We start from the raw sequence: 20,501 nt of genomic DNA, 5'->3' as shown, positions 1-20,501 counted from the left end.
GATTTTCCTCGGTTAACGTGACAGCAGCGGCCCCAGCGAACGGCCGCCGACCAGATGCATATGAATATGATAGACCTCCTGGCCGGCATGGCGATTGCAGTTGAGGATCAGGCGGTAGCCGTCTTCGGCGACGCCTTCCTGCTCGGCGATTTTCGCCGCGGCGGTGATCATGCGGCCCAGCGCCGCCTCGTGCTCGACGGTGACGTCGTTCACGGTCGGGATCAACACGTTCGGCACGATCAGAATATGGGTTGGAGCCTGAGGAGAGATATCACGGAAAGCGGTGACCAGTTCGTCCTGGTAAACCACATCAGCAGGGATTTCGCGGCGGATAATTTTACTGAAAATCGTTTCTTCGGCCATCTGGCATTCCTTGTTTTGCACAATAAGCTGTACGCAGTATGAGTGACAAATTCTACTGCTTTCAACCTGATTGCGCACTTTCCGCGTCGAGTGATGCAGATTCGCGCAGCCGGCGCCGATCATCTGACTTTTTTCACTTTGGTTATTCACTATTGTTGCTTTACTTGCGCCCCGCCGCAGCCAATATTAATCCCATGATTAACAAAAGGATAGAGAGCATTATGCAACTCGGAACCCTGGCGTTGGGCGCGCTGCTGCTGTGCGGCGGCGCCCTGGCGGCCCCTGCGGGCATTATCGATCTGCAGGCCAACCGGCAGCCGCTGCGCGCGGCGAAAAACCCCGCCGCCATCGCGCTGATCCCGGCGGATTACCATTTTGCCGTGCCGGGCAAACTCACCGTGGCGGTCGCTTCCGAGAACTCCCCGCCGCTGGCGCTGTTCGCCGAAGACAACAAAACGCCGATCGGCAGCGATCCGGATATCGCGCGGCTGGTGGCCGACAGCCTGGGGCTCGAGCTGAATCTGGTGCCCACCTCCTGGGAGGACTGGCCGCTGGGCATCACCGCCGGTAAATACGATGCGGCCATCTTCAATATCGCCGTCACCAGGCTGCGCAAAACCAGGTTTGATTTCGCCACCTACCGGGTGGACACGCTGGGCTTCTACGTGAAGTCCACCAGCAAAATCACCGCGATCAACCGGCCGCAGGACGTCGCCGGGCTGCGCGTGATCGTCGGATCCGGCACCAATCAGGAAAACATCCTGCTCGGCTGGGACCAACAGAACCGCGCCAACGGCCTGCCGGCGGTGCAACCGATCTACGTGACCGACGACGCCGCCGCCAACCTGAGCATTCAATCCGGCCGCGCCGACGCCTACTTCGGCCCCCACTCCACCGGCGCCTACAAGGCGGCGCTGACCGGCAAAACCAAGATGGTCGGCATCGGCCCCAGCGTTGCCTACGTGGCGGTGACCAGCAAAAAAGGCAACGGACTGGTGAACGCCATCAACGCCGCCATCAACGGGGTGATCGTCAGCGGCGAATACGCCAGCGTGCTCGATCGCTGGGGCGAGCACGACGAGAAGGTCGAAAGCTCGGTCATCAATCCACCCGGCATCGGCGACTAATCGCCAATCAGCTGCGGCGCGTTCCGGCGCATCCATTCGGCCAGCGAATCCAGCGTCGGCCGCAGCGTTTTGCCCAATGCGGTTATCTGGTATTCCACCCGCGGCGGCACCTCGGGAAACACCTGGCGCGTCACCAGGCCGCGCTGTTCAAACTGCCGCAGCTGGCGCGTCAGCTCCTTTTGGGCGATCGGCGCCACCGCGCGCTGCAGCTCGCTGAAGCGTACCGGGCCGTCTATCAGTATCAGCCGATAGAGGATGGGGATCGCCCATTTTCCCGACACCAGGTTGACGAAGTCCACCATCGGGCAGGGTCTGCCCGCGGTGGGCAAGCGCGCTAAAATATTTTTTGCCGGCAACGGCGCTTCCGTGGTCATTTCATCCCTCCTCGTTCTTTAGTATCCAAAAGGTGCCTACTATGCAAAGGAAACTATAGCGCAAATAATGGCGTAACCAACAGCAAAGAGGAAAGGGTTATGTCACGACTGAAGGGCAAATACGCATTGATCACCGGCGGCACCAGCGGCATCGGCCTGGAAACCGCACGCCAGTTTATCGCCGAGGGCGCCACGGTGGCGATCACCGGCCGCAGCCAGAGCGGGCTGGAGGCCGCCGGAAAAGCCCTGGGCCCGGCGGCGCTGCTGCTGCACAGCGATGCCGGCGATATTCCCCGGCAGCATAGTCTGGCGCAGCGGCTGAGCGCACAGTGGCCGCGGCTGGACGCGCTGTATATCAACGCCGGCGACGTCACGCACCGTTCGCTGCAGGATTGGGACGAGCAGAGCTATCAGCGGCTGATGGACATTAACCTTAAAGGGCCGTTTTTCCTGATCCAGGCGCTGCTGCCGCTGCTGGCCAACCCGGCCTCGATTATTTTGTGCGGCTCGGTGAGCGCGCATATCGGCCTGCCGCAGAGCAGCGCTTACGCCGCCAGCAAGGCCGGCCTGCTGTCGCTGGCCAGAACGCTGTCCGGTGAGCTGCATCCGCGCGGCATCCGGGTCAACGGCCTGAGCCCCGGCCCGACCGAAACCCCGGCGCTCGGCAAGCTGGGGCTGCCGGATACCGACGAACGGGCGCTGCGCGAGCAGATCCACGCGCTGGTGCCGATTGGCCGTATGGGCACCACGCTGGAGCTGGCCAAGGCGGCGGTATTTTTGGCCTCGGACGAGTCGGCTTTTATGGTCGGCGCCGAGCTGCAGATGGATGGCGGCGTGGGGAATCTATAACGTCAGATGACAGAGGCCGCGCGCGGCCTGCCGAGGATCAGGCCAGGCCGGGGATCGCCACGCCGAAGGTTTGCAGCAATAGCACCATGTTGAGCAACACGATGACCACGGTGCCGACGATGGCCGCCAGGCTGGTCCATCGGCCGTTGGCGAACTCGCCCATGATGTCGCGGCGGCGGGTGAACATCACCAGCGCAATCATCGGCGCCGGCAGCGCCAGGCTCAGCACCACCTGGCTGTAGACCAGGGCGTCGGTGGCGTTGACCCCCATCGCCACCACGATAAACGCCGGCACCATGGTCACCAGACGGCGCACCCATACCGGAATGCGGAAACCGACAAAGCCCTGCATGATCATCTGCCCGGCCATGGTACCCACCACCGAGCTGGAAATGCCGGAGGCGATCAACGACGCCAGGAAAATGCCGGCGGCCGCCACGCCGAACAGCGGCGTCAGGGTATGGTAGGCGGTGCCTATCTCGGCCACGTCGCTGTTGCCGGCATGGAAGGCGCTGGAGGCCATGATCACCATGGCGATGTTGACCATCCCGGCGATCGCCAGCGCGATGATCACTTCGATATTGGAAAAACGCAGCAGCTTGCGGCGCTCGCCGTTGTCGCTCGCCGGGCTGCGGTGCTGGGTCAGACCGGAGTGCAGGAAGATGGCGTGCGGCATGACGGTGGCGCCGATGATGCCGACCGCGATGGTCAGCGCCTGCGCATCCGGCAGCTGCGGCGTCACCATGCCGAGCCCCGCCGCCTGCCAGTCCACCGGCACGATGAACATCTCGACCAGGTAGCACAGGGCGATAATGCCCACCAGCCCGCCGATCATCAGCTCAACCGGGCGAAAGCCTTTCTTCTCCACCATCAGCAGCGCATAGGTGATCACCGCCGTCACCCCCATCCCCGCCAGCAGCGGCATATGGAACAGCAGCGCCAGCGCGATCGCCCCGCCGAGGAACTCCGCCAGATCGGTGGCCATCGCCGCCACTTCGCTGAGCAGCCACATGCCGATCACCACCGGCCGCGAAAACTGGTCGCGACACATCTCCGCCAGATTGCGGTTGGTGACGATGCCGAGCTTGGCCGACAGCGCCTGAAACAGCATGGCGATCAGGTTGGCCATCACCACCACCCACAGCAGGCTGTAGCCGTATTTCGCCCCGGCCTGAATATTGGTGGCGAAGTTGCCGGGGTCCATATACGCGATAGAGGCGATCACCGCCGGCCCGGCGAACAGCAGCGGCGTGAAGGCGCCACGCTTGCGCCCGGCAAGGGCTGCGCCGATGGCCAGGTTGGTTCGTTCGGTTAACGATGTGGTGGTCGCCGCATCTCGCATGATTTACCCTCAATCTTTAACTGGTTATTTTTCCACCTGCCCTACAGGCAATGTAGCATCGGCTACACTTTATGCAACAGGCAAAATAAAATGGCTTTGTGTATAGATATTTCTAAATACCAGATTGCGGGGTATCGAATTGATAATGTGTGCTCTTTGGACTAACTTAGGGCAAACCTCCCGGCTTGGACGGGAGCCGTCAGTTTTTATGCTTAAGGACGCCTCACCATGGTAACAAGCGCGCCAGATAACGCCGAACGCCCTGCCCAGACCGAAATGCCGGATGAGGCAGAGCACGCACTGCGTTTTACCCGCGCCCGTGAAGCGCAGTCCAATGCGTTGATCGAAGATTACGTCGAGCTGATTGCCGACCTGCTGCAGACCACCCGCGAAGCCCGAACCACCGATATCGCTCGCCGCTTCGGCGTTTCCCACCCGACGGCAATTAAAAACATCGCGCGGCTGAAAAGCGCCGGGCTGGTGGAATCGCGCCCCTATCGTGGGGTGTTCCTGACCGAAGAAGGCGAACTGCTGGCGCAGAAGGTGCGCCGCCGCCACCGGATTGTGGTCGATCTGTTGATGTGCCTGGGCGTGCCGAGCGAAACCGCCGAGCTGGACAGCGAAGGGATTGAGCACCATATCTCCGACGACACCCTGGCGGTGTTCGAACAGTTTTTGCACCAGCATTCCGCGAAGTAACCCCGCAGCCATAAAAAGGGGGATTTCGCCTCTACATTAATAAAAATAATCCCGCTTACCCTGGGATTAACAATGGATTATTAGCTATCAAGAACTTCATTCAGTCCTGCGATGAGGCCGGGGAAATAGCTCTGATCGATGAGCATTCCCCCTTGCATAGTCCACAAAGTCAACATGCTAGGACAAACTTTGAAGTTGAAACCTATGACGTCAGTATCTTCAGCCTGGACGATTTCACAGTTAAAAGTTGGAATACGTGGAGAGTAGCTGATTTCTTTAGGACAGTCCCCGTGTGATAGAGACTGATAAAATTGCTCTAATTGATCGCGCAATGTCTTAATATCAAACAGACTAAATTCGCACTCGCATTGCAGACTCATCCCAGAGCCCTGCACCTCCAACCAGCAGATAATCAGGTCTTGATTTCTGTCTTCAATTTCTTCCAATCTTTCAACGAACGTGAACCTAAACAGAGAGTCGTCTGCTTTTATCTCAAACATAATCGCTTTTCTCAAAGGGAGTTATCGTAATGAAAGTGCGTAATCGTCCAGTCTTTTTCTCTGACGACCACGTGCAATTTATAACGTGTGCGTACATATTGAAGCTGGTTGCCTACTTTGCGTTTAACCAGCCTGCTCATTTCTGCACGGTAAACAAACTGCCCTGCGACCCCATGAGGGTCAGAACGCCTGACACCATATCTGATGACTTTTTCCTGAATTTGCAATGGCACAAAACGCCCGGGATCTCTCATTCGCCGAGCAACGGTTTCCGTGACTTTTAGGTTCCGCGCCGACAGCCCTAACTTTAGGCGTCCACGTAGAAAACTCATCGTTGCATCACTGAGTTTCACCGAGATGGCAGCCTTAGTACCAGCCTCTAACAGCGCCCGCCCCGTACGAAGAATGCGGAACACACCAAACGCTAGCAATGCAAGATCGGTGGGGTCGATAAGCGGACTTTCTAAAGGAGCCTCTTCCATTCGTACGAATGTGCCCTCTGCATCGTATATCCGCCATAAACCGGGAGCCTGTGTGACAGAATAGCCGATGCACATCCCCGTTTGGTCATCCAAAATCGGTTGCGAATTTAGCGGCTGATTACGAGGTGTAAACTCAAAAAAAACACCTTCTGGAAGCCGTGATTGAAAAGTGTAAAATTTACCCGGTTCTTCCTGTCTTAGGGAGGACGTTCCTGTCACCGTATTACTCCTTTGAGCCCATATAAAAGGATTGTTTATGGGTTATTCCATAGATTTCGAGATCTCGGCCATAGTCACGAGTGCATAACCGCAAAAATGATAGTGCATGTTTTATCAACAAATTCCATTGATACAAAGAGAAAGATTCGTCGACGCTCGCATTGACATAGTTATAATTTATTTAAACGCAAAAAAATAACCATAAAAAAAGGGAGGCTTTAGCCTCCCTCGTCACTCCCCTGCCTGAATCAATGATTACGGATGTATTCGTCCATATCGGTTTTCAGGTTATCGGATTTGGTGCCGAAGATGGCCTGAACGCCAGAGCCCGCCACGACAACGCCGGCTGCGCCCAGTTTCTTCAGGCCAGCCTGGTCAACCTTGGATACGTCGGCCACGCTGACGCGCAGACGGGTGATGCAGGCATCCAGGTTGGTGATGTTGTCCTTACCGCCGAACGCCTGCACCAGCGCCGCAGACATTTCGGAACCGCCCTGCGCCACCTGCTCGGAAGCGGTGTCTTCGCGGCCTGGGGTCTTCAGGTCCAGCTTGGCGATCAGCACGCGGAAGATGGTGTAGTACACCAGACCGTAGATGATACCGACGATTGGGAACAGCCAGATTTTGCTGCTGTTGCCGCTCAGGACGATAAAGTCGATCAGACCATGCGAGAAGCTGGTGCCGTCACGCATGCCCAACAGGATGCAGATTGGGAACGCCAGGCCGGCCAGGATGGCGTGGATCGCATACAGGATCGGCGCAACGAACATGAACGAGAACTCGATCGGTTCGGTGATGCCGGTCAGGAACGAGGTCAGCGCCGCGGAGATCATGATGCCGCCGACTTTAGCGCGGTTTTCCGGCTTGGCCGAATGCCAGATGGCGATAGCCGCAGCCGGCAGGCCGTACATTTTGAACAGGAAGCCGCCGGACAGTTTGCCCGCGGTCGGGTCGCCCGCCATGTAACGCGGGATATCGCCGTGGAACACCTGGCCCGCCGCATTGGTGAACTCGCCGATCTGCATTTGGAACGGCACGTTCCAGATGTGGTGCAGACCGAATGGCACCAGCGCACGCTCAACCACGCCGTAGATGCCGAAGGCCACTACCGGGTTCTGATAAGCCGCCCACTGGGAGAAGGTCTGGATCGCCGTACCGATTGGCGGCCAGATGAAGGACAGCACTACGCCCAGAACGATCGCCGCCAGGCCGGAGATAATCGGCACAAAACGCTTACCGGCAAAGAAGCCCAGATATTCCGGCAGCTGAATGCGGAAGAAGCGGTTGAACATGTAGGCGGCGATGGCGCCGGAGATAATCCCCCCGAGCACGCCGGTATCCGCCAGGTGTTTGGCCGCAATCTCTTCGGCAGGCAGATGCAGCACCAGCGGCGCTACCACCGCCATGGTTTTCACCATGATGCCGTACGCCACCACCGCCGCCAGCGCGGAAACGCCGTCGTTATTGGTGAAGCCCAGGGCGACGCCGATAGCGAAAATTAACGGCATGTTGGCGAAAACAGACCCGCCCGCTTCCGCCATCACGTGGGAGACTACCGCAGGTAGCCAGCTAAAGTTGGCGGAACCGACGCCCAGCAGGATACCTGCGATAGGCAGTACGGAAACCGGCAGCATTAGCGATTTACCTACTTTTTGCAGGTTTGCAAATGCGTTCTTGAACATAGTTGAGTGTGCTCCTGAGTAATAATGCTTTGCTACTTCTCGCGATTGTTCGCGTTGCAAGGGGGGGAGAAAAACCCCTGCAATTCAGGGCGTCTGAGCACCCCTTGAATTTATTACGCAGAGTAAAATAAATGCCCTGCACAATGTTTGATGGCAATCACGTTTCAATGAACAAAGGCGGCAATTTTTCTTGAATCGGCTGTTTTTTGACAAAACAGACGGAAAAACGCTCGCCAGCCGTCCGAAAACGGCTGGGAACATTACCCGTTTCATCGATTAATTACGAGCTTAAAAAAAATTCAGCCGATCGTGACCCCAGCTATAGCCTAGGCCAAAGATCAAAGTTCAATGTGAAATAAGCGTGAAAAGTTGGCGGTGGTGGCTTCGGCCAGGCTTTCCAGGCTGACGCCCTTCAATACCGCCATGTATTCAGCCACATCGCGCACATAGGCGGGTTGGTTTTCTTTGCCGCGGTGCGGCACCGGCGCCAGGTACGGCGAGTCGGTTTCCACCAGAATGCGATCCAGCGGCACATAGCGCGCCACCTCGCGCAGCTGTTCGGCGTTGCGGAAGGTCAGGATGCCGCTGAACGAAATGTAAAAGCCCAAGTCCAGCAGCGCCTCGGCGGTAGCCCGGTCTTCGGTAAAGCAGTGCAACACGCCGCCGCAGTCCTGTGCGTTCTCTTCGCGCAGGATCGCCAGCGTATCTTCACGCGCATCGCGAGTGTGCACGATCACCGGTTTGTTCAGCTCACGGCCGATGCGGATATGTTCGCGGAACGACGCCTGCTGCAGCTCGAGATTGTCTTTCTGATAGAAGTAATCCAGCCCGGTCTCGCCCAGCGCCACCACCCGCTCCTCCGCCGCCAGGCGACGCAGCTCGGCGTAATCGTAGCCGTCTTCGATGTTCAGCGGGTGTACGCCGCAGGAAAAGGCCACGTCGTCACGCGCGCCAATCAGCTGGGTCATGGCCTGATAGCCCGGCAGCGTCGTGGCGACCGCCAGCACGTAGCCCACGTCGCGCGCTTTGGCCTTGGCCAGCGCATCGTCGACGTTTTGATGCAGAGTTTGGTAATCCAGGCCGTCAAGATGGCAGTGAGAATCGACTAACAACATAATTTTTAACTCTTTAACTTACAGCGAATGGGGTTGGACAGGGCCGGCAGCGCCAAGCATCTGCTCCCAGCCCAGTAATTGTTCGGTCAGCAGCAGCTCGCGGTTAACGCCGACCACGCTGAGCAACCGGTGGCGGCAGGTCAACCACTGCTGCACGATTTGCTGCAGCGAGGCGCTGCTCAGCCGGCTGGCCAACTGATGCACCAGCGGCTGCTGATCCTGATTGAGCGCGTAGCCCTGCGCGCCCTGCTGCCACTTCATGGCGTCCACCAGCAATGCGCATAACCAGTGTAGCCGCTCGGCGACCTCCTCGTGGTTCAACACCGGCAGCAGCGACAACATGTCATGCTGAGGCAATGCGGCGCTCAGCGCGGCGCACAGGGCGTTGCGCTGCTGCCAGCGTTCCGGCTGCAGCAAGCGTTCGGCGGCGATCGGCGCACCGTCGTGCAGGCGCAGCGCGGTAAGATGATCGACCGGGTTGCCCGGCGTTTGGCGGTTCAGCCATTGCAGGCCCAGCTGCTCGTCCGGGCTGGCCAAATGCCAGTACAGACAGCGGCTGCGCAGCGTCGCCAGCAGGCGCGAGGGTTCGCGGCAGCCCAACAGGAAGTAGGTTTTCTCCGGCGGCTCTTCCAGCGTCTTCAGCAGCGCATTGGCCGCCGCCTCGGTCAGTTGCTCCGCCTGCGCCAGCCAGATCACCTTGGCGCCGCCCTGCTGCGCATGGGAATAAAGCTTTTCGATTACCTGGCGGATAGGCTCAATCCCCAGGCTGCTTTTGCCTTTTTCCGGCGCCAGCACGTGGTAATCCGGATGGTTGCCCGCCAGCATCAGCCGGCAGCTGTGGCATTCGCCGCAGCTCTTCTCACCGTTGCGCCGCTGGCAGATCAGCCAGCGGCTCAGGCCATAGGCCAGCGCATCGTCGCCGTTGCCCGCCGCCGCATGCAGCAACAGCGCATGGTGACCGCGGCCGGTGGCGTACTGGCCGACCAACTGGCGGTAAGGCGCGTTCAACCACGGATACCAGTTCATTACGCGCCTTCCTGCCGCCGCAGCCAGCGGTTGACGCTGGTACGGATGGCGGCGGTAACCTGCTCCAGCGGCTGCGAGGCATCGACGGTGACGATCGTCTCATCCTGCGCCGCCAATTCCAGATAGCGCGCGCGGGTACGTTCGAAGAACGGCAGCGCCTCTTGTTCGATGCGGTCCAGCTCGCCGCGGGCGCGGGCGCGCTGCAGGCCGACTTTCGGCGGCAGATCCAGGTAAAGGGTCAGATCCGGGCGGAACGCCCCCAGCACGGTATCGCGCAGCGAGGCCATCAGCTGCGGATCCACACCGCGCCCGCCGCCCTGGTAAGCCTGCGAAGACAGATCGTGACGATCGCCGACCACCCAGGCGCCGCGCTCCAGCGCCGGCTTGATGACGGTTTCCACCAGCTGCACGCGAGCGGCGTACAGCATCAGCACTTCAGCCTTGATGGTCGGCAGCTCGCCCTCGATGCCGCGCTTGAACAGATCGCGCAGCTTTTCCGCCAGCGGCGTGCCGCCCGGCTCGCGGGTGAAAACGATATCGTCGACGCCGTGTTCGCGCAGCACGTTAACTACGGTGTCGCGCGCGGTGGTCTTGCCCGCGCCTTCCAGTCCTTCGATAACCACGAATTTACTTTTCATTCTTTTCCTTTAGCGCCTGACGATAAACGCGCACCGCCTGGTTATGGCTCGCCAGGTTGGTGGTGAAGGTATGCCCGCCCTTACCGTCGGCGACGAAATAGAGGTAAGGCGTCTTGGCCGGGTTGGCGGCGGCTTTCAGCGAGGCCTCGCCCGGCATGGCGATCGGCGTTGGTGGCAGGCCGGCGATCACATAGGTGTTATACGGCGTGGCGGTTTCCAGATCCTTGCGGGTGATGTTGCCAGTATAGCCGTCGCCCATGCCGTAAATCACCGTCGGATCGGTCTGCAAACGCATGCCGATACGCAGCCGGTTGATGAACACCGAGGCCACCTTGCTGCGCTCTTCCGGCACCGCGGTTTCCTTCTCGACGATCGAGGCCATGGTCAGCAGATCTTCCGGCGTTTTATACGGCAGGCGGGTGTCGCGCTCATCCCAGGCGGCCTGCAGCGCTTTTTCCATGCGCAGATGCGCGCGCTTCAGCAAGGCGATATCGCTCATGCCGGCGGTATACAGGTAGGTATCCGGATACAGCCGCCCTTCCGGGTGGCCGCCTTCAGGCATGCCCAGCGCAGCGGCGATTTCCGCTTCGCTCTTGCCCGCCAGGGTGTGTTTCAGGTATTTGGACTGCTGCAGCACCTGCAGCCAGTCGCGCAGCCGCGAACCTTCGATAAAGCGCGCGCTGAATTGCGCCTCTTTGCCGCTGGCCAGCAGCTTCAGCATTTGCCGCACCGTCATGCCCGGCGTAAAGCGGTAGGTGCCGGCCTTGAATTCCGCCAGCTCCGGCTCCACCCGCAGCAGCCATGGGAACCATTTGCCGTTGCGGATCAGTTTGTCGCGCACCAGCAAGCCTTCCAGCGCCACGCGCCCGGTCCCGGCCGGCAGTTTGAATATCGCTTCCTGCTGAATGGCCAACGGCGTATCGGCAAAGCGTTCGACCTTCTGGTAACCCCAGAACAGCAGGGCCAATGCCAGAACAACAATAAGGGACAGGATCTTCAGCTTTCTTTTCTTCATCAATCAGCCATGGTTAACAGTGTGGACGTAAAAAATCATACAGTTGCCGCGAATGATAACGCCATGATTGCGCAATATTTACCGGCAGCAACGGCATCAACGCATTGCTTACCAGCACTTCATCGGCGTCGGCCAGCGTATCCAGCGGCTCACTGACGCAGTGCAGGCGGTATTCGGTGCCCGCCAACAGCGCGATCACCCGCCGCCGCATCAACCCGGCGACGCCCGCCTGACTCAGGTCCGGCGTAAACACCGCTTTCCCCTTGCGCCAGAACAAATTAGCCGCACAGCATTCCACCAGCATACCGGCAGTGTCAAGCACCAGCGCCTCGTCGGCGGCCGTCTGGTCAAGATGCGCGCGGATCAGCACCTGCTCCAGCCGGTTAAGGTGCTTCAGGCCCGCCAGCAGCGGATTGCGCGCCAGCGGCACCGGGCTGAGCGCCAGGCTGATGCCCTGCTCGCGCCACTGCAGGTAGTGCGCGGGATAGCCGCTGCGCGCGACGATGCGCGTGGGGTTTTCGCACCCCGCCGGGCTGTAGCCGCGCCCACCGCTGCCGCGCGTCAGTATCGCTTTGACCACGCCCAGCGGGATAGATTCTGCCGCCTGCGCCATCTCCGCTTCGAAGGCCGCCCAGTCGGTGGCGGGCAGCATCAGCCGCTGCGCCGCCTGCTGCATACGTTCGATGTGCCAGGGCAACAGGTCGACCTTGCCGTCCCGAACCCGGGCGGTAGTAAAGCAGCCGTCGCCAAACTGCAAACCTCGGTCGCTCGGCGCCAGGGCGGCGTGTCGCTGCCCGTTAATCCAGTACATAGCTCCTCCGCAATATCATCGTGGCTGCGCCGTTATCGACAGGCGCCTGAACGCACAAAACGCATGGTATCCCAAATGGAACGCGCATTCAGCGCACGTTTTCCGCTTAACATAGCCTCTCGCCCGCTCGCATCACCTTAGGTTTGCTCCGACTTTGCGCCGGAGCGCATGGCGTCAGTAAAGCCTATCGCATTAATTTTCGAGCAAAAAAGTGCTAAATCTGCGGCGGCGGAAAAAATTCGGGCATAAAAAAAGCCCGGTTAAAAACCGGGCTTTTCTGCCGACCTGCACAGAGGTTATTACACTCTGCGGAAGATCAGGGAACCGTTGGTGCCGCCGAAACCGAAGGAGTTACACAGCGTGTACTGCAAATCACTCACCTGGCGCGCTTCATGCGGAACGAAGTCCAAATCGCAACCTTCATCCGGGTTATCCAGGTTGATGGTCGGCGGTACCGCCTGATCGCGCAGCGCCAGCACGGTGAAGATCGATTCAATCGCGCCCGCCGCACCCAACAGGTGGCCGGTCATCGATTTGGTCGAACTGACCATCACGCGTTGCGCATCGCTGCCGAATACCGATTTCACCGCCTGCGCCTCGGCCTGGTCACCGGCCGGCGTAGAGGTGCCGTGCGCGTTGATGTAGCCTATTTGTGACGTGGTCACACCAGCGTCAAGCAGCGCATTTTCCATCGCCAGCGCAGCGCCTGCGCCGTTTTCCGGCGGTGAGGTCATGTGGTAGGCATCGCTGCTCATACCAAAACCGACCACTTCGGCGTAGATCTTCGCGCCGCGTTTCTTGGCGTGCTCGTACTCTTCCAGCACCATCATGCCGGCGCCGTCGCCCAGCACGAAGCCGTCGCGGTCTTTGTCCCAGGGGCGGCTGGCCGCCTGCGGGTTTTCATTGCGGGTAGACAGCGCGCGCGCTGCGCCGAAGCCGCCGACGCCCAATGGGGTGCTGGCTTTCTCTGCCCCGCCGGCCAGCATCACGTCTGCGTCATTGTAAGCAATGATGCGCGCCGCATGGCCGATGTTATGCACACCTGAGGTACAGGCGGTGGCGATGGAGATGCTTGGGCCACGCATGCCGTACATGATTGTCAGGTGGCCTGCAATCATGTTCACGATGGTGGATGGCACGAAGAACGGACTGATTTTCCGTGGGCCACCGTTAACCAGTGAACTGTGGTTTTCTTCGATCAAACCCAGGCCGCCAATGCCGGAACCGATAGCGGCCCCAATGCGGCTGGCGTTAGCCTCGGTGATGTCCAGCCCCGCATCCTGCATGGCTTGCATGCCGGCAGCGATACCGTACTGGATAAAGGCGTCCATCTTGCGCGCATCTTTGCGCGAGATGAAATCCTCTGAATCAAAGTTCTTTACCAGGCCAGCAAACTTGGTCGCATAGGCAGTGGTATCGAAATGGTCGATCAGGCTGATGCCACTCTGACCGGCAAGAAGAGCGTTCCATGTGGACTCTACCGTATTGCCGACAGGAGACAACATGCCCAGTCCGGTCACAACTACTCGACGCTTAGACACGTTTGTCCTCCAAGGAGGGAAAAATATGACACTAGGGATAGAAAAAACTTAGGCGGTCGAGTGACCGCCTAGATATGTTCTCTTACTGCTGGCTAGCGTTGATGAAATCAATAGCTGCCTGAACAGTAGTGATCTTCTCAGCTTCTTCGTCTGGAATCTCAGTGTCGAATTCTTCTTCCAGTGCCATTACCAGCTCAACGGTGTCAAGAGAATCAGCGCCCAGATCTTCAACGAAAGAAGCGTTATTTAAAACTTCTTCCTGTTTAACACCCAGTTGCTCAACAATGATTTTCTTAACGCGTTCTTCGATAGTGCTCATACTCTTAAATTTCCTATCAAAACTCGCTTTCGCGATGGTTTTCGTAGTGTATAAAATGTTGAAAAAGATGCAACTAAATCCCGGCTGGTCAAACCACGATTTTACGCTATTTTGCGGTTTTTACCCCAAATAACGCAAATAGTTTTCGCATTTTTTAAATCATGTACATGCCGCCATTGACATGTAACGTTTCACCGGTGATGTAGCCAGCCTCATCAGAGGCTAAAAATGCAACAGCGCTGGCGATTTCTTTAGCATCGCCCAGCCGGTTGGCTGGAACTGATGACAAAATGCCTGCACGTTGATCATCTGTCAACGCCCGTGTCATGTCCGTCTCAATAAAGCCAGGTGCCACGACGTTGACCGTAATGCCACGCGAAGCGACTTCACGTGCCAAAGACTTGCTAAAACCAATCAGACCGGCTTTAGCCGCCGCGTAGTTAGCCTGCCCTGCGTTACCCATGGTGCCGACAACGGAACCGATGGTGATGATACGGCCAAACCGCTTTTTCATCATAGCGCGCATTACCGCTTTTGACAGACGGAATACGGAAGTCAGGTTGGTGTCCAGGATATCCTGCCACTCATCGTCCTTCATACGCATCAGCAGGTTATCACGCGTAATACCGGCATTATTCACTAAAATGTCGATTTCGCCAAATTCAGCACGAATAGATGCCAGCACGCTGTCGATAGATTGCGCATCGACAACGTTCAACATAAACCCTTTGCCGTTTGCGCCCAGGTAGCTGCTGATAGCCTCAGCGCCGCTCTCGCTGGTCGCGGTACCGATCACTTTGGCGCCGCGTGCCACAAACGTTTCTGCAATAGCCCGGCCAATCCCGCGGCTGGCGCCGGTGACCAGAACAACTTTACCTTCGAAGCTCATCATTTTCCTCTTTATTGTTCAAGCGCCGCAGACAGGCTGGCAGCGTCATTTACCGCCGCCGCCGTCAGGGTGTCAACAATACGTTTAGTCAGACCGGTCAGAACCTTGCCCGGGCCAACTTCCAGCAGCGACGTCACTCCCTGTGCTGCGATAAATTCTACGCTCTCGGTCCAGCGCACCGGGCTGTACAGCTGGCGCACCAGCGCGCTGCGGATCGCTTCAGGATCGGTTTCGGTGCGCACGTCGACGTTATTCACCACCGGCACCTGCGGCGCGCTGAAGGCGACGTCCTGCAGCGCCACGGCCAGCTTGTCGGCGGCCGGCTTCATCAGCGCGCAGTGCGAAGGCACGCTCACCGGCAGCGGCAGCGCACGTTTGGCGCCGGCGGCTTTACAGGCGGCGCCTGCACGCTCAACCGCTTCTTTGTTGCCGGCGATGACGACCTGGCCCGGCGAGTTGAAGTTGACCGGAGAAACCACCTGCCCCTGAGCCGACTCTTCGCACGCCTTGGCGATGGCGGCGTTGTCCAGGCCGATAATGGCGTACATCGCGCCGGTGCCTTCCGGCACCGCTTCCTGCATCAACTTGCCGCGCAGTTCGACCAGGCGGATCGCCGCCTTGAAGTCCAGCACGCCGGCGCACACCAGCGCCGAGTATTCGCCCAGGCTATGGCCGGCCATCAGCGCCGGGGCTTTACCGCCCTGCTGCTGCCAGACGCGGAAGATCGCCACCGAGGCGGCCAGCAACGCCGGCTGCGTCTGCCAGGTTTTGTTCAGCTCTTCCGCCGGGCCTTGCTGCACCAGCTGCCACAGGTCGTAACCCAGGGCGGCGGAAGCTTCGCCGAAGGTTTCTTCGACGATCGGGAACTGTGCGGCCAGCTCGGCCAGCATGCCAAGGGTCTGCGACCCCTGACCAGGGAATACAAAAGCAAATTGCGTCATTTTTTCTTCCTGTCAAATCAGAAACGAACCAGCGCCGAGCCCCAGGTAAAGCCGCCGCCGAAGGCTTCCAGCAGCACCAGATGGCCGCGCTGAATTCGCCCGTCGCGCACCGCTTCATCGAGCGCGGCAGGAACAGAGGCGGCAGAGGTGTTGCCGTGACGATCGAGCGTCACCACCACTTTATCCATGCCCATGCCCAATTTTTTGGCCGTTGCGCTGATAATGCGCAGGTTGGCCTGATGCGGCACCAGCCAGTCCAGCGCGCTGCGTTCCATGTTGTTGGCCTGCAGCGTTTCATCAACGATGTGCGCCAGTTCGGTAACCGCAACCTTGAAGACTTCGTTGCCCGCCATGGTGACATAGGCCGGCTTGTCCCGATCCTGACGATCCTTGAACGGCAGCGTCAGCAGGCCGCCGTAGCTGCCGTCGGCGTGCAGATGCGTGGACATGATGCCCGGCTCTTCCGAAGCGCCCAGCAGCACCGCGCCCGCGCCGTCACCAAACAGGATGATGGTGCCGCGATCTTCCGGATCCAGGGTGCGCGACAGCACGTCCGCGCCGATCACCAGCGCATGCTTCACCGCGCCGTTTTTCACGTACTGATCGGCCACGCTGAGCGCATAGGTAAAACCGGCGCAGGCCGCAGCCAGATCGAACGCCGCGCAGTCCTTGATGCCCAGCATCTGCTGCACCTGGCAAGCGGCGCTCGGGAATGCGTGAGTCGAGGTGGTGGTCGCCACCACGATCAGCCCGACGTCTTCTTTAGCCACACCCGCCATTTCCAGCGCTTTTTCAGCCGCATGGAAGCCCATCGTCGCTACGGTTTCATCAGCGGCGGCGATGCGGCGTTCACGGATACCGGTACGCGTGACGATCCACTCGTCGGAGGTATCCACCATTTTTTCAAGATCAGCATTGGTGCGCACTTGTACGGGTAAATAACTCCCCGTACCGAGAATCTTTGTATACATGTACGATCAGTCACTCTTAGGTAATACAGCCTCAAGGCGCGCAGCAATCCTTTCGGGGACTTGCCGCTGCACCGCCTGCACAGCCTGTTCGATTGCGACTGCAAACGCGTGAGGGTTCGCAGCGCCGTGGCTCTTGATTACGGTGCTGCGCAATCCTAACAGACATGCGCCATTATACTGGTCGGGGTTCAGGTGGCCGAAGCGCTTCGCCACCCGTTTTTGCAGCCAACGGCCCAACAATTTTAACCACCACGCCTGCTTGCCGCCGTCTCCGGACGATTTCAGCAGCGATAAGAACACTCTTACCACCCCTTCCATGGTCTTCAGGGTGACGTTACCCACAAAGCCGTCGCAGACCAGCACATCGGTTTTACCGGTGAGCAGATCGTTGCCTTCCAGATAACCAATATAGTTGATTGCCGGAGTATTTTTTAGCGCGGCGGCCGCTTCGCGGATATTATCCAGGCCTTTGGTCTCTTCTTCACCAATATTCAGCAGCGCCACACGGGGTTGCGCAATGCCGACCACCTCTTCCGCCATCACCGCGCCCATCACCGCAAACTGCACCAGCATGGTGCTGTCGCACTCGACGTTGGCGCCCAGATCCAGCACCACGGTTTTGCTGCGCAGCTGATTCGGGATCACCGTCATCAGCGCCGGGCGTTCAATGCCTTCCAGCGGTTTGATCAGCAGCTTCGCCAGCCCCATCAGCGCGCCGGTATTGCCGGCGCTGACGCAGCCCTGCGCCCGGCCGCTGTTGATCAGTTCCAGCGCAACGCGCATCGAGGTGCCGCGGCTGGCGCGTATCGCTTGTGAAGGTTTGGCGTCGCCGGCAATCACTGACTCGGCGGGCACGACTTGCAGACGCTCCAGAAGAAGAGGATCGGCTTTGGCAAGCAAGGGAGAGAGGGTGTCGGGATCGCCGACCAGCAGGAGATGAAGCTGTAAATTAGAGGCCAGTGCCTGCAATGAAGCAGGCACTGTGACGCAGGGACCGAAGTCCCCGCCCATTGCATCTAACGCCAGGGTTAGACGAGTCAAGGTACCGCTACTTAGCCGATAACCTTGCGACCGCGGTAGAAACCGTCGGCAGTGATGTGGTGACGACGATGAGTTTCACCAGAAGTCGCATCTACAGACAAAGTGGTGGTGGTCAGCGCATCGTGTGAACGACGCATGCCACGTTTGGAACGGGTTGGTTTATTCTGTTGTACGGCCATGGACCTTACTCCTCAATTACTTACGCTTTAAACTGGCTAATACGGCAAACGGATTCGGTTTCTCCGCCTCTGCAGGCAGTTTGCCAAATACCATGTCCGCTTCGGACACTTCACAGTGTTCAGATTCATGTACCGGAACGACAGGCAGTGAAAGAATAATTTCGTCTTCAATCATTGCCAACAGATCGACTTCGCCAAATTCGTCGACTTCGATCGGTTCGTACGCTTCCGGTAATGCCTCAGCCTGCTCATCATTGACGACCGGGCTAAAACAATATGTTGTGTGAACATGATGCTCGAACGGGACACCACAGCGTTGGCACATCAGCGTTACCGCGACGTCCGCATGCCCTGTTATCACCGCGAGGCGTTGGTTGTCGATATTAAACGACAACGACGCATCGACATCGCTGTCCACACTGACCACGGAGGCGGCGACACGTGTAACCTGCTCAGGGGTATAGACACCTGCATAATCCAGGCGTCGCTGAGCGGTACGTACCGCATCAATGGTCAAGGGTAATTTTACCTTTTGCATAGGGCGCGCATATTAACTTTGTAACGACGTAGAGTCAAAGAAAAAGGCCGTAAAACGGCACCTTTCACCAATATTCGCTTCCACAGCGGCCGACAGTTTAAAATGCCCTACCTATTTACGCCATGGTTTGCGAAAAAAATTATGCAGAGATTGCTGTTAGCCTCGACTTCACCCTACCGGAAAATGCTGCTGGAGAAGCTGCAACTGCCCTTCGCCTGCGCCGCGCCGGAGGTGGACGAAACCCCGCTGGCCGATGAAACCGCCGAGGCGCTGGTGCTGCGGCTGGCGGCGGCCAAGGCCCAGGCGCTGGCCATCGCCTATCCCGACCACCTGATCATCGGCTCCGACCAGGTCTGCGTGATCGACGGCAAAATCACCGGCAAGCCGCACAGCGATGAAAACGCCCGGGCGCAATTGCGCCGGGCCAGCGGCCAGACCCTCACCTTTTATACCGGCCTGGCGCTGTACAACGGCCGCAGCCGACATCTGCAGGCGCTGTGCGAGCCGTTCCACGTGCACTTCCGCACGCTGAGCGAGGCGGAAATCGACGCCTATGTGCGCCTGGAACAGCCGCTGAACTGCGCGGGCAGCTTCAAGAGCGAAGGATTGGGCATTGCGTTGTTCGAGAAACTGGAAGGGCGCGACCCGAATGCGTTGATCGGCCTGCCGTTGATCGCGTTGCTGGACATGCTGCGGGCCGAAGGCATCAACCCGCTGAGCTAGTAGTCTGGCTTATTTAACCGCCTGCCGGCGCAATACCTGCAGGCAATGGCGCAGTTCTTCATCCATCGGCGCCTCGACGCGCAGGGTTTCGCCGGTGGACGGATGTTCAAAACGCAGCGCCGCGGCGTGCAGGAACAGGCGTTTCAGGCCGGTGCTCGCCAACTGCCGGTCGAATTCGCGATCGCCATAGCGATCGTCGAAGGCGATCGGATGCCCGGCGTGCAGCGTATGCACGCGGATCTGGTGGGTGCGCCCGGTGATCGGGCTGGCCTTGACCAGCGTGGCGAATTCATAGCGCTCTTCCACCTTGAAGCGGGTTTCCGACGGTTTGCCTTCGCTGTTGACGCGCACGATGCGCTCGCCGCTCTGCAAAATGTTTTTCAGCAGCGGCGCCTGCACCGCCTTGCAGTGGGATTGCCACTGGCCGCGCACCAGCGCCAGGTAGTCCTTCTGTATCCCCTTCATCCGCAGCTGTTCGTGCAGCGAGCGCAGCGCGGAACGCTTCTTCGCCACCAGCAGCACGCCGGAGGTATCGCGATCCAGCCGGTGCACCAGCTCCAGGAAGCGCGCTTCGGGGCGCAGCGCGCGCAGCCCTTCGATCACGCCGAAACTCAGGCCGCTGCCGCCGTGTACCGCCGTGCCCGAGGGCTTGTTGAGGATCAGCAGGTGATCGTCTTCATACAGAATGCAGTCGGCCAGCGCCGCCACCTTATCGAGCTTGGCGGAGACCGGCGCCTCTTCGCGCTCGGCCACCCGCACCGGCGGCACGCGCACCACGTCGCCCGCCGCCAGCTTGTATTCCGCCTTGATGCGTCCTTTATTTACCCGCACCTCGCCTTTGCGCACGATGCGATAAATCATGCTCTTCGGCACGCCTTTCAGGCGAGCGAGCAGAAAGTTGTCGATTCTCTGACCGGCTTCGTCGTCAGAAATCGTGATTAATTGTACTGCCGGATTGTTCGTTTTCATGGACCGGGATTCTAAATAGAGCGCGTTAATAGCGCCACATCTTTTTCTGTGCTTAACTGTCTCTCTGACGGCGGGCGAAACCCCAGCGGACAATAAGGCAGCAAGCCGGTTTGAACGTTTGCGATTTCTACCGCAGTTAAGGAAAAGT

The 20,501-nt window shown here is 59.0% G+C and carries 24 protein-coding genes; 4 read left to right on the top strand and 20 right to left on the bottom strand.

Going from position 1 to position 20,501, the window contains the following annotated elements:
- Positions 1-12: 12 nt before the first annotated feature.
- Positions 13-363 carry a purine nucleoside phosphoramidase gene (hinT, locus tag CKW09_RS09790; RefSeq protein ID WP_061798384.1) on the bottom strand — a complete coding sequence of 117 codons (351 nt, stop codon included), beginning with the start codon at positions 361-363 and terminating at the stop codon, positions 13-15.
- A 221-nt stretch (positions 364-584) separates the two neighbouring features.
- On the opposite strand from hinT, the gene CKW09_RS09785 reads away from it, so the two are divergent.
- Complete coding sequence (locus tag CKW09_RS09785) at positions 585-1,490, top strand: transporter substrate-binding domain-containing protein (RefSeq protein WP_061798353.1); 906 nt, start codon at positions 585-587, stop codon at positions 1,488-1,490.
- Here CKW09_RS09785 and CKW09_RS09780 read toward each other — a convergent pair.
- Positions 1,487-1,864: a winged helix-turn-helix transcriptional regulator gene (locus tag CKW09_RS09780; RefSeq protein WP_073970317.1), complete on the bottom strand. Its 378-nt coding sequence runs from the start codon at positions 1,862-1,864 to the stop codon at positions 1,487-1,489. The genes CKW09_RS09785 and CKW09_RS09780 overlap by 4 nt on opposite strands.
- 99 nt (positions 1,865-1,963) lie before the next feature.
- Between CKW09_RS09780 and CKW09_RS09775 the strand changes: the two genes are divergently transcribed.
- On the top strand, positions 1,964-2,713 hold the full coding sequence (locus CKW09_RS09775) for an SDR family oxidoreductase (RefSeq protein ID WP_095096986.1): 750 nt from the start codon (positions 1,964-1,966) through the stop codon (positions 2,711-2,713).
- A gap of 37 nt (positions 2,714-2,750) precedes the next feature.
- On the opposite strand, the gene CKW09_RS09770 is transcribed toward CKW09_RS09775, so the two are convergent.
- Positions 2,751-4,055: an Nramp family divalent metal transporter gene (locus tag CKW09_RS09770; protein ID WP_061798350.1), complete on the bottom strand. Its 1,305-nt coding sequence runs from the start codon at positions 4,053-4,055 to the stop codon at positions 2,751-2,753.
- A gap of 228 nt (positions 4,056-4,283) precedes the next feature.
- Between CKW09_RS09770 and mntR the strand changes: the two genes are divergently transcribed.
- The gene (mntR, locus tag CKW09_RS09765) at positions 4,284-4,754 is read left to right on the top strand and encodes a manganese-binding transcriptional regulator MntR (RefSeq protein ID WP_061798349.1); all 471 of its coding nucleotides are present in this window, start codon (positions 4,284-4,286) and stop codon (positions 4,752-4,754) included.
- An 80-nt stretch (positions 4,755-4,834) separates the two neighbouring features.
- Here mntR and CKW09_RS09760 read toward each other — a convergent pair whose 3' ends face one another.
- From CKW09_RS09760 to yceD, 16 genes are all read right to left on the bottom strand, one after another.
- Positions 4,835-5,254, bottom strand: a complete 420-nt coding sequence (locus tag CKW09_RS09760; RefSeq protein WP_095096983.1) for a WapI family immunity protein — start codon at positions 5,252-5,254, stop codon at positions 4,835-4,837.
- Positions 5,255-5,265: 11 nt separating this feature from the next.
- On the bottom strand, positions 5,266-5,955 hold the full coding sequence (locus tag CKW09_RS09755; RefSeq protein ID WP_181907837.1) for a hypothetical protein: 690 nt from the start codon (positions 5,953-5,955) through the stop codon (positions 5,266-5,268).
- Between the two features lie 248 nt (positions 5,956-6,203).
- On the bottom strand, positions 6,204-7,637 hold the full coding sequence (gene ptsG, locus CKW09_RS09750) for a PTS glucose transporter subunit IIBC (protein ID WP_061798348.1): 1,434 nt from the start codon (positions 7,635-7,637) through the stop codon (positions 6,204-6,206).
- Between the two features lie 338 nt (positions 7,638-7,975).
- On the bottom strand, positions 7,976-8,752 hold the full coding sequence (locus tag CKW09_RS09745) for a metal-dependent hydrolase (protein WP_061798347.1): 777 nt from the start codon (positions 8,750-8,752) through the stop codon (positions 7,976-7,978).
- An 18-nt stretch (positions 8,753-8,770) separates the two neighbouring features.
- Positions 8,771-9,778 (bottom strand): DNA polymerase III subunit delta', encoded by a 1,008-nt coding sequence (gene holB, locus CKW09_RS09740; protein WP_095096980.1) that lies wholly within the window; start codon positions 9,776-9,778, stop codon positions 8,771-8,773.
- Positions 9,778-10,416, bottom strand: a complete 639-nt coding sequence (gene tmk, locus CKW09_RS09735; RefSeq protein WP_095096977.1) for a dTMP kinase — start codon at positions 10,414-10,416, stop codon at positions 9,778-9,780. The genes holB and tmk overlap by 1 nt, the downstream gene beginning before the upstream one ends.
- Positions 10,406-11,431 (bottom strand): endolytic transglycosylase MltG, encoded by a 1,026-nt coding sequence (mltG, locus tag CKW09_RS09730; protein ID WP_095096974.1) that lies wholly within the window; start codon positions 11,429-11,431, stop codon positions 10,406-10,408. The genes tmk and mltG overlap by 11 nt, the downstream gene beginning before the upstream one ends.
- 13 nt (positions 11,432-11,444) lie before the next feature.
- Positions 11,445-12,242, bottom strand: coding sequence for an aminodeoxychorismate lyase (pabC, locus tag CKW09_RS09725; protein ID WP_061798342.1), 798 nt, complete (start codon positions 12,240-12,242; stop codon positions 11,445-11,447).
- A 299-nt stretch (positions 12,243-12,541) separates the two neighbouring features.
- A complete protein-coding gene (gene fabF, locus CKW09_RS09720; RefSeq protein WP_061798341.1) occupies positions 12,542-13,783 on the bottom strand; it encodes a beta-ketoacyl-ACP synthase II in 1,242 nt (413 codons plus the stop codon).
- A gap of 82 nt (positions 13,784-13,865) precedes the next feature.
- Positions 13,866-14,102: an acyl carrier protein gene (gene acpP, locus CKW09_RS09715; RefSeq protein ID WP_004719003.1), complete on the bottom strand. Its 237-nt coding sequence runs from the start codon at positions 14,100-14,102 to the stop codon at positions 13,866-13,868.
- 154 nt (positions 14,103-14,256) lie between these two features.
- Positions 14,257-14,991, bottom strand: a complete 735-nt coding sequence (gene fabG, locus CKW09_RS09710) for a 3-oxoacyl-ACP reductase FabG (protein ID WP_061798339.1) — start codon at positions 14,989-14,991, stop codon at positions 14,257-14,259.
- An 11-nt stretch (positions 14,992-15,002) separates the two neighbouring features.
- A complete protein-coding gene (gene fabD, locus CKW09_RS09705) occupies positions 15,003-15,932 on the bottom strand; it encodes an ACP S-malonyltransferase (protein WP_061798338.1) in 930 nt (309 codons plus the stop codon).
- A gap of 17 nt (positions 15,933-15,949) precedes the next feature.
- Positions 15,950-16,903, bottom strand: coding sequence for a beta-ketoacyl-ACP synthase III (locus tag CKW09_RS09700; protein WP_061798337.1), 954 nt, complete (start codon positions 16,901-16,903; stop codon positions 15,950-15,952).
- Between the two features lie 6 nt (positions 16,904-16,909).
- Entirely contained in the window at positions 16,910-17,944 is a 1,035-nt protein-coding gene (gene plsX, locus CKW09_RS09695) for a phosphate acyltransferase PlsX (RefSeq protein ID WP_073970316.1), read from the bottom strand.
- A gap of 11 nt (positions 17,945-17,955) precedes the next feature.
- Positions 17,956-18,123, bottom strand: coding sequence for a 50S ribosomal protein L32 (rpmF, locus tag CKW09_RS09690; RefSeq protein WP_004943042.1), 168 nt, complete (start codon positions 18,121-18,123; stop codon positions 17,956-17,958).
- Between the two features lie 16 nt (positions 18,124-18,139).
- Entirely contained in the window at positions 18,140-18,661 is a 522-nt protein-coding gene (gene yceD / locus CKW09_RS09685) for a 23S rRNA accumulation protein YceD (protein ID WP_061798335.1), read from the bottom strand.
- A gap of 141 nt (positions 18,662-18,802) precedes the next feature.
- On the opposite strand from yceD, the gene CKW09_RS09680 reads away from it, so the two are divergent.
- The gene (locus tag CKW09_RS09680) at positions 18,803-19,384 is read left to right on the top strand and encodes a Maf family protein (RefSeq protein ID WP_073970315.1); all 582 of its coding nucleotides are present in this window, start codon (positions 18,803-18,805) and stop codon (positions 19,382-19,384) included.
- Between the two features lie 9 nt (positions 19,385-19,393).
- On the opposite strand, the gene rluC is transcribed toward CKW09_RS09680, so the two are convergent.
- Positions 19,394-20,353, bottom strand: a complete 960-nt coding sequence (rluC, locus tag CKW09_RS09675) for a 23S rRNA pseudouridine(955/2504/2580) synthase RluC (RefSeq protein WP_095096972.1) — start codon at positions 20,351-20,353, stop codon at positions 19,394-19,396.
- Positions 20,354-20,501 lie beyond the last annotated feature (148 nt).

The sequence above is a fragment of the Serratia ficaria genome (genome assembly GCF_900187015.1).
Classification (GTDB): Bacteria; Pseudomonadota; Gammaproteobacteria; order Enterobacterales; family Enterobacteriaceae; genus Serratia; species Serratia ficaria.
This window is presented reverse-complemented; position numbering and strand designations above follow the sequence as displayed.

Coding starts and splice junctions, on each gene's coding strand:
- hinT (WP_061798384.1), bottom strand. CDS start 363: ATGGCCGAAGAAACGATTTTCAGTAAAATTATCCGCCGCGAAATCCCT.
- CKW09_RS09785 (WP_061798353.1), top strand. CDS start 585: ATGCAACTCGGAACCCTGGCGTTGGGCGCGCTGCTGCTGTGCGGCGGC.
- CKW09_RS09780 (WP_073970317.1), bottom strand. CDS start 1,864: ATGACCACGGAAGCGCCGTTGCCGGCAAAAAATATTTTAGCGCGCTTG.
- CKW09_RS09775 (WP_095096986.1), top strand. CDS start 1,964: ATGTCACGACTGAAGGGCAAATACGCATTGATCACCGGCGGCACCAGC.
- CKW09_RS09770 (WP_061798350.1), bottom strand. CDS start 4,055: ATGCGAGATGCGGCGACCACCACATCGTTAACCGAACGAACCAACCTG.
- mntR (WP_061798349.1), top strand. CDS start 4,284: ATGGTAACAAGCGCGCCAGATAACGCCGAACGCCCTGCCCAGACCGAA.
- CKW09_RS09760 (WP_095096983.1), bottom strand. CDS start 5,254: ATGTTTGAGATAAAAGCAGACGACTCTCTGTTTAGGTTCACGTTCGTT.
- ptsG (WP_061798348.1), bottom strand. CDS start 7,637: ATGTTCAAGAACGCATTTGCAAACCTGCAAAAAGTAGGTAAATCGCTA.
- CKW09_RS09745 (WP_061798347.1), bottom strand. CDS start 8,752: ATGTTGTTAGTCGATTCTCACTGCCATCTTGACGGCCTGGATTACCAA.
- holB (WP_095096980.1), bottom strand. CDS start 9,778: ATGAACTGGTATCCGTGGTTGAACGCGCCTTACCGCCAGTTGGTCGGC.
- tmk (WP_095096977.1), bottom strand. CDS start 10,416: ATGAAAAGTAAATTCGTGGTTATCGAAGGACTGGAAGGCGCGGGCAAG.
- mltG (WP_095096974.1), bottom strand. CDS start 11,431: ATGAAGAAAAGAAAGCTGAAGATCCTGTCCCTTATTGTTGTTCTGGCA.
- pabC (WP_061798342.1), bottom strand. CDS start 12,242: ATGTACTGGATTAACGGGCAGCGACACGCCGCCCTGGCGCCGAGCGAC.
- acpP (WP_004719003.1), bottom strand. CDS start 14,102: ATGAGCACTATCGAAGAACGCGTTAAGAAAATCATTGTTGAGCAACTG.
- fabG (WP_061798339.1), bottom strand. CDS start 14,991: ATGAGCTTCGAAGGTAAAGTTGTTCTGGTCACCGGCGCCAGCCGCGGG.
- fabD (WP_061798338.1), bottom strand. CDS start 15,932: ATGACGCAATTTGCTTTTGTATTCCCTGGTCAGGGGTCGCAGACCCTT.
- CKW09_RS09700 (WP_061798337.1), bottom strand. CDS start 16,903: ATGTATACAAAGATTCTCGGTACGGGGAGTTATTTACCCGTACAAGTG.
- rpmF (WP_004943042.1), bottom strand. CDS start 18,123: ATGGCCGTACAACAGAATAAACCAACCCGTTCCAAACGTGGCATGCGT.
- yceD (WP_061798335.1), bottom strand. CDS start 18,661: ATGCAAAAGGTAAAATTACCCTTGACCATTGATGCGGTACGTACCGCT.
- CKW09_RS09680 (WP_073970315.1), top strand. CDS start 18,803: ATGCAGAGATTGCTGTTAGCCTCGACTTCACCCTACCGGAAAATGCTG.
- rluC (WP_095096972.1), bottom strand. CDS start 20,353: ATGAAAACGAACAATCCGGCAGTACAATTAATCACGATTTCTGACGAC.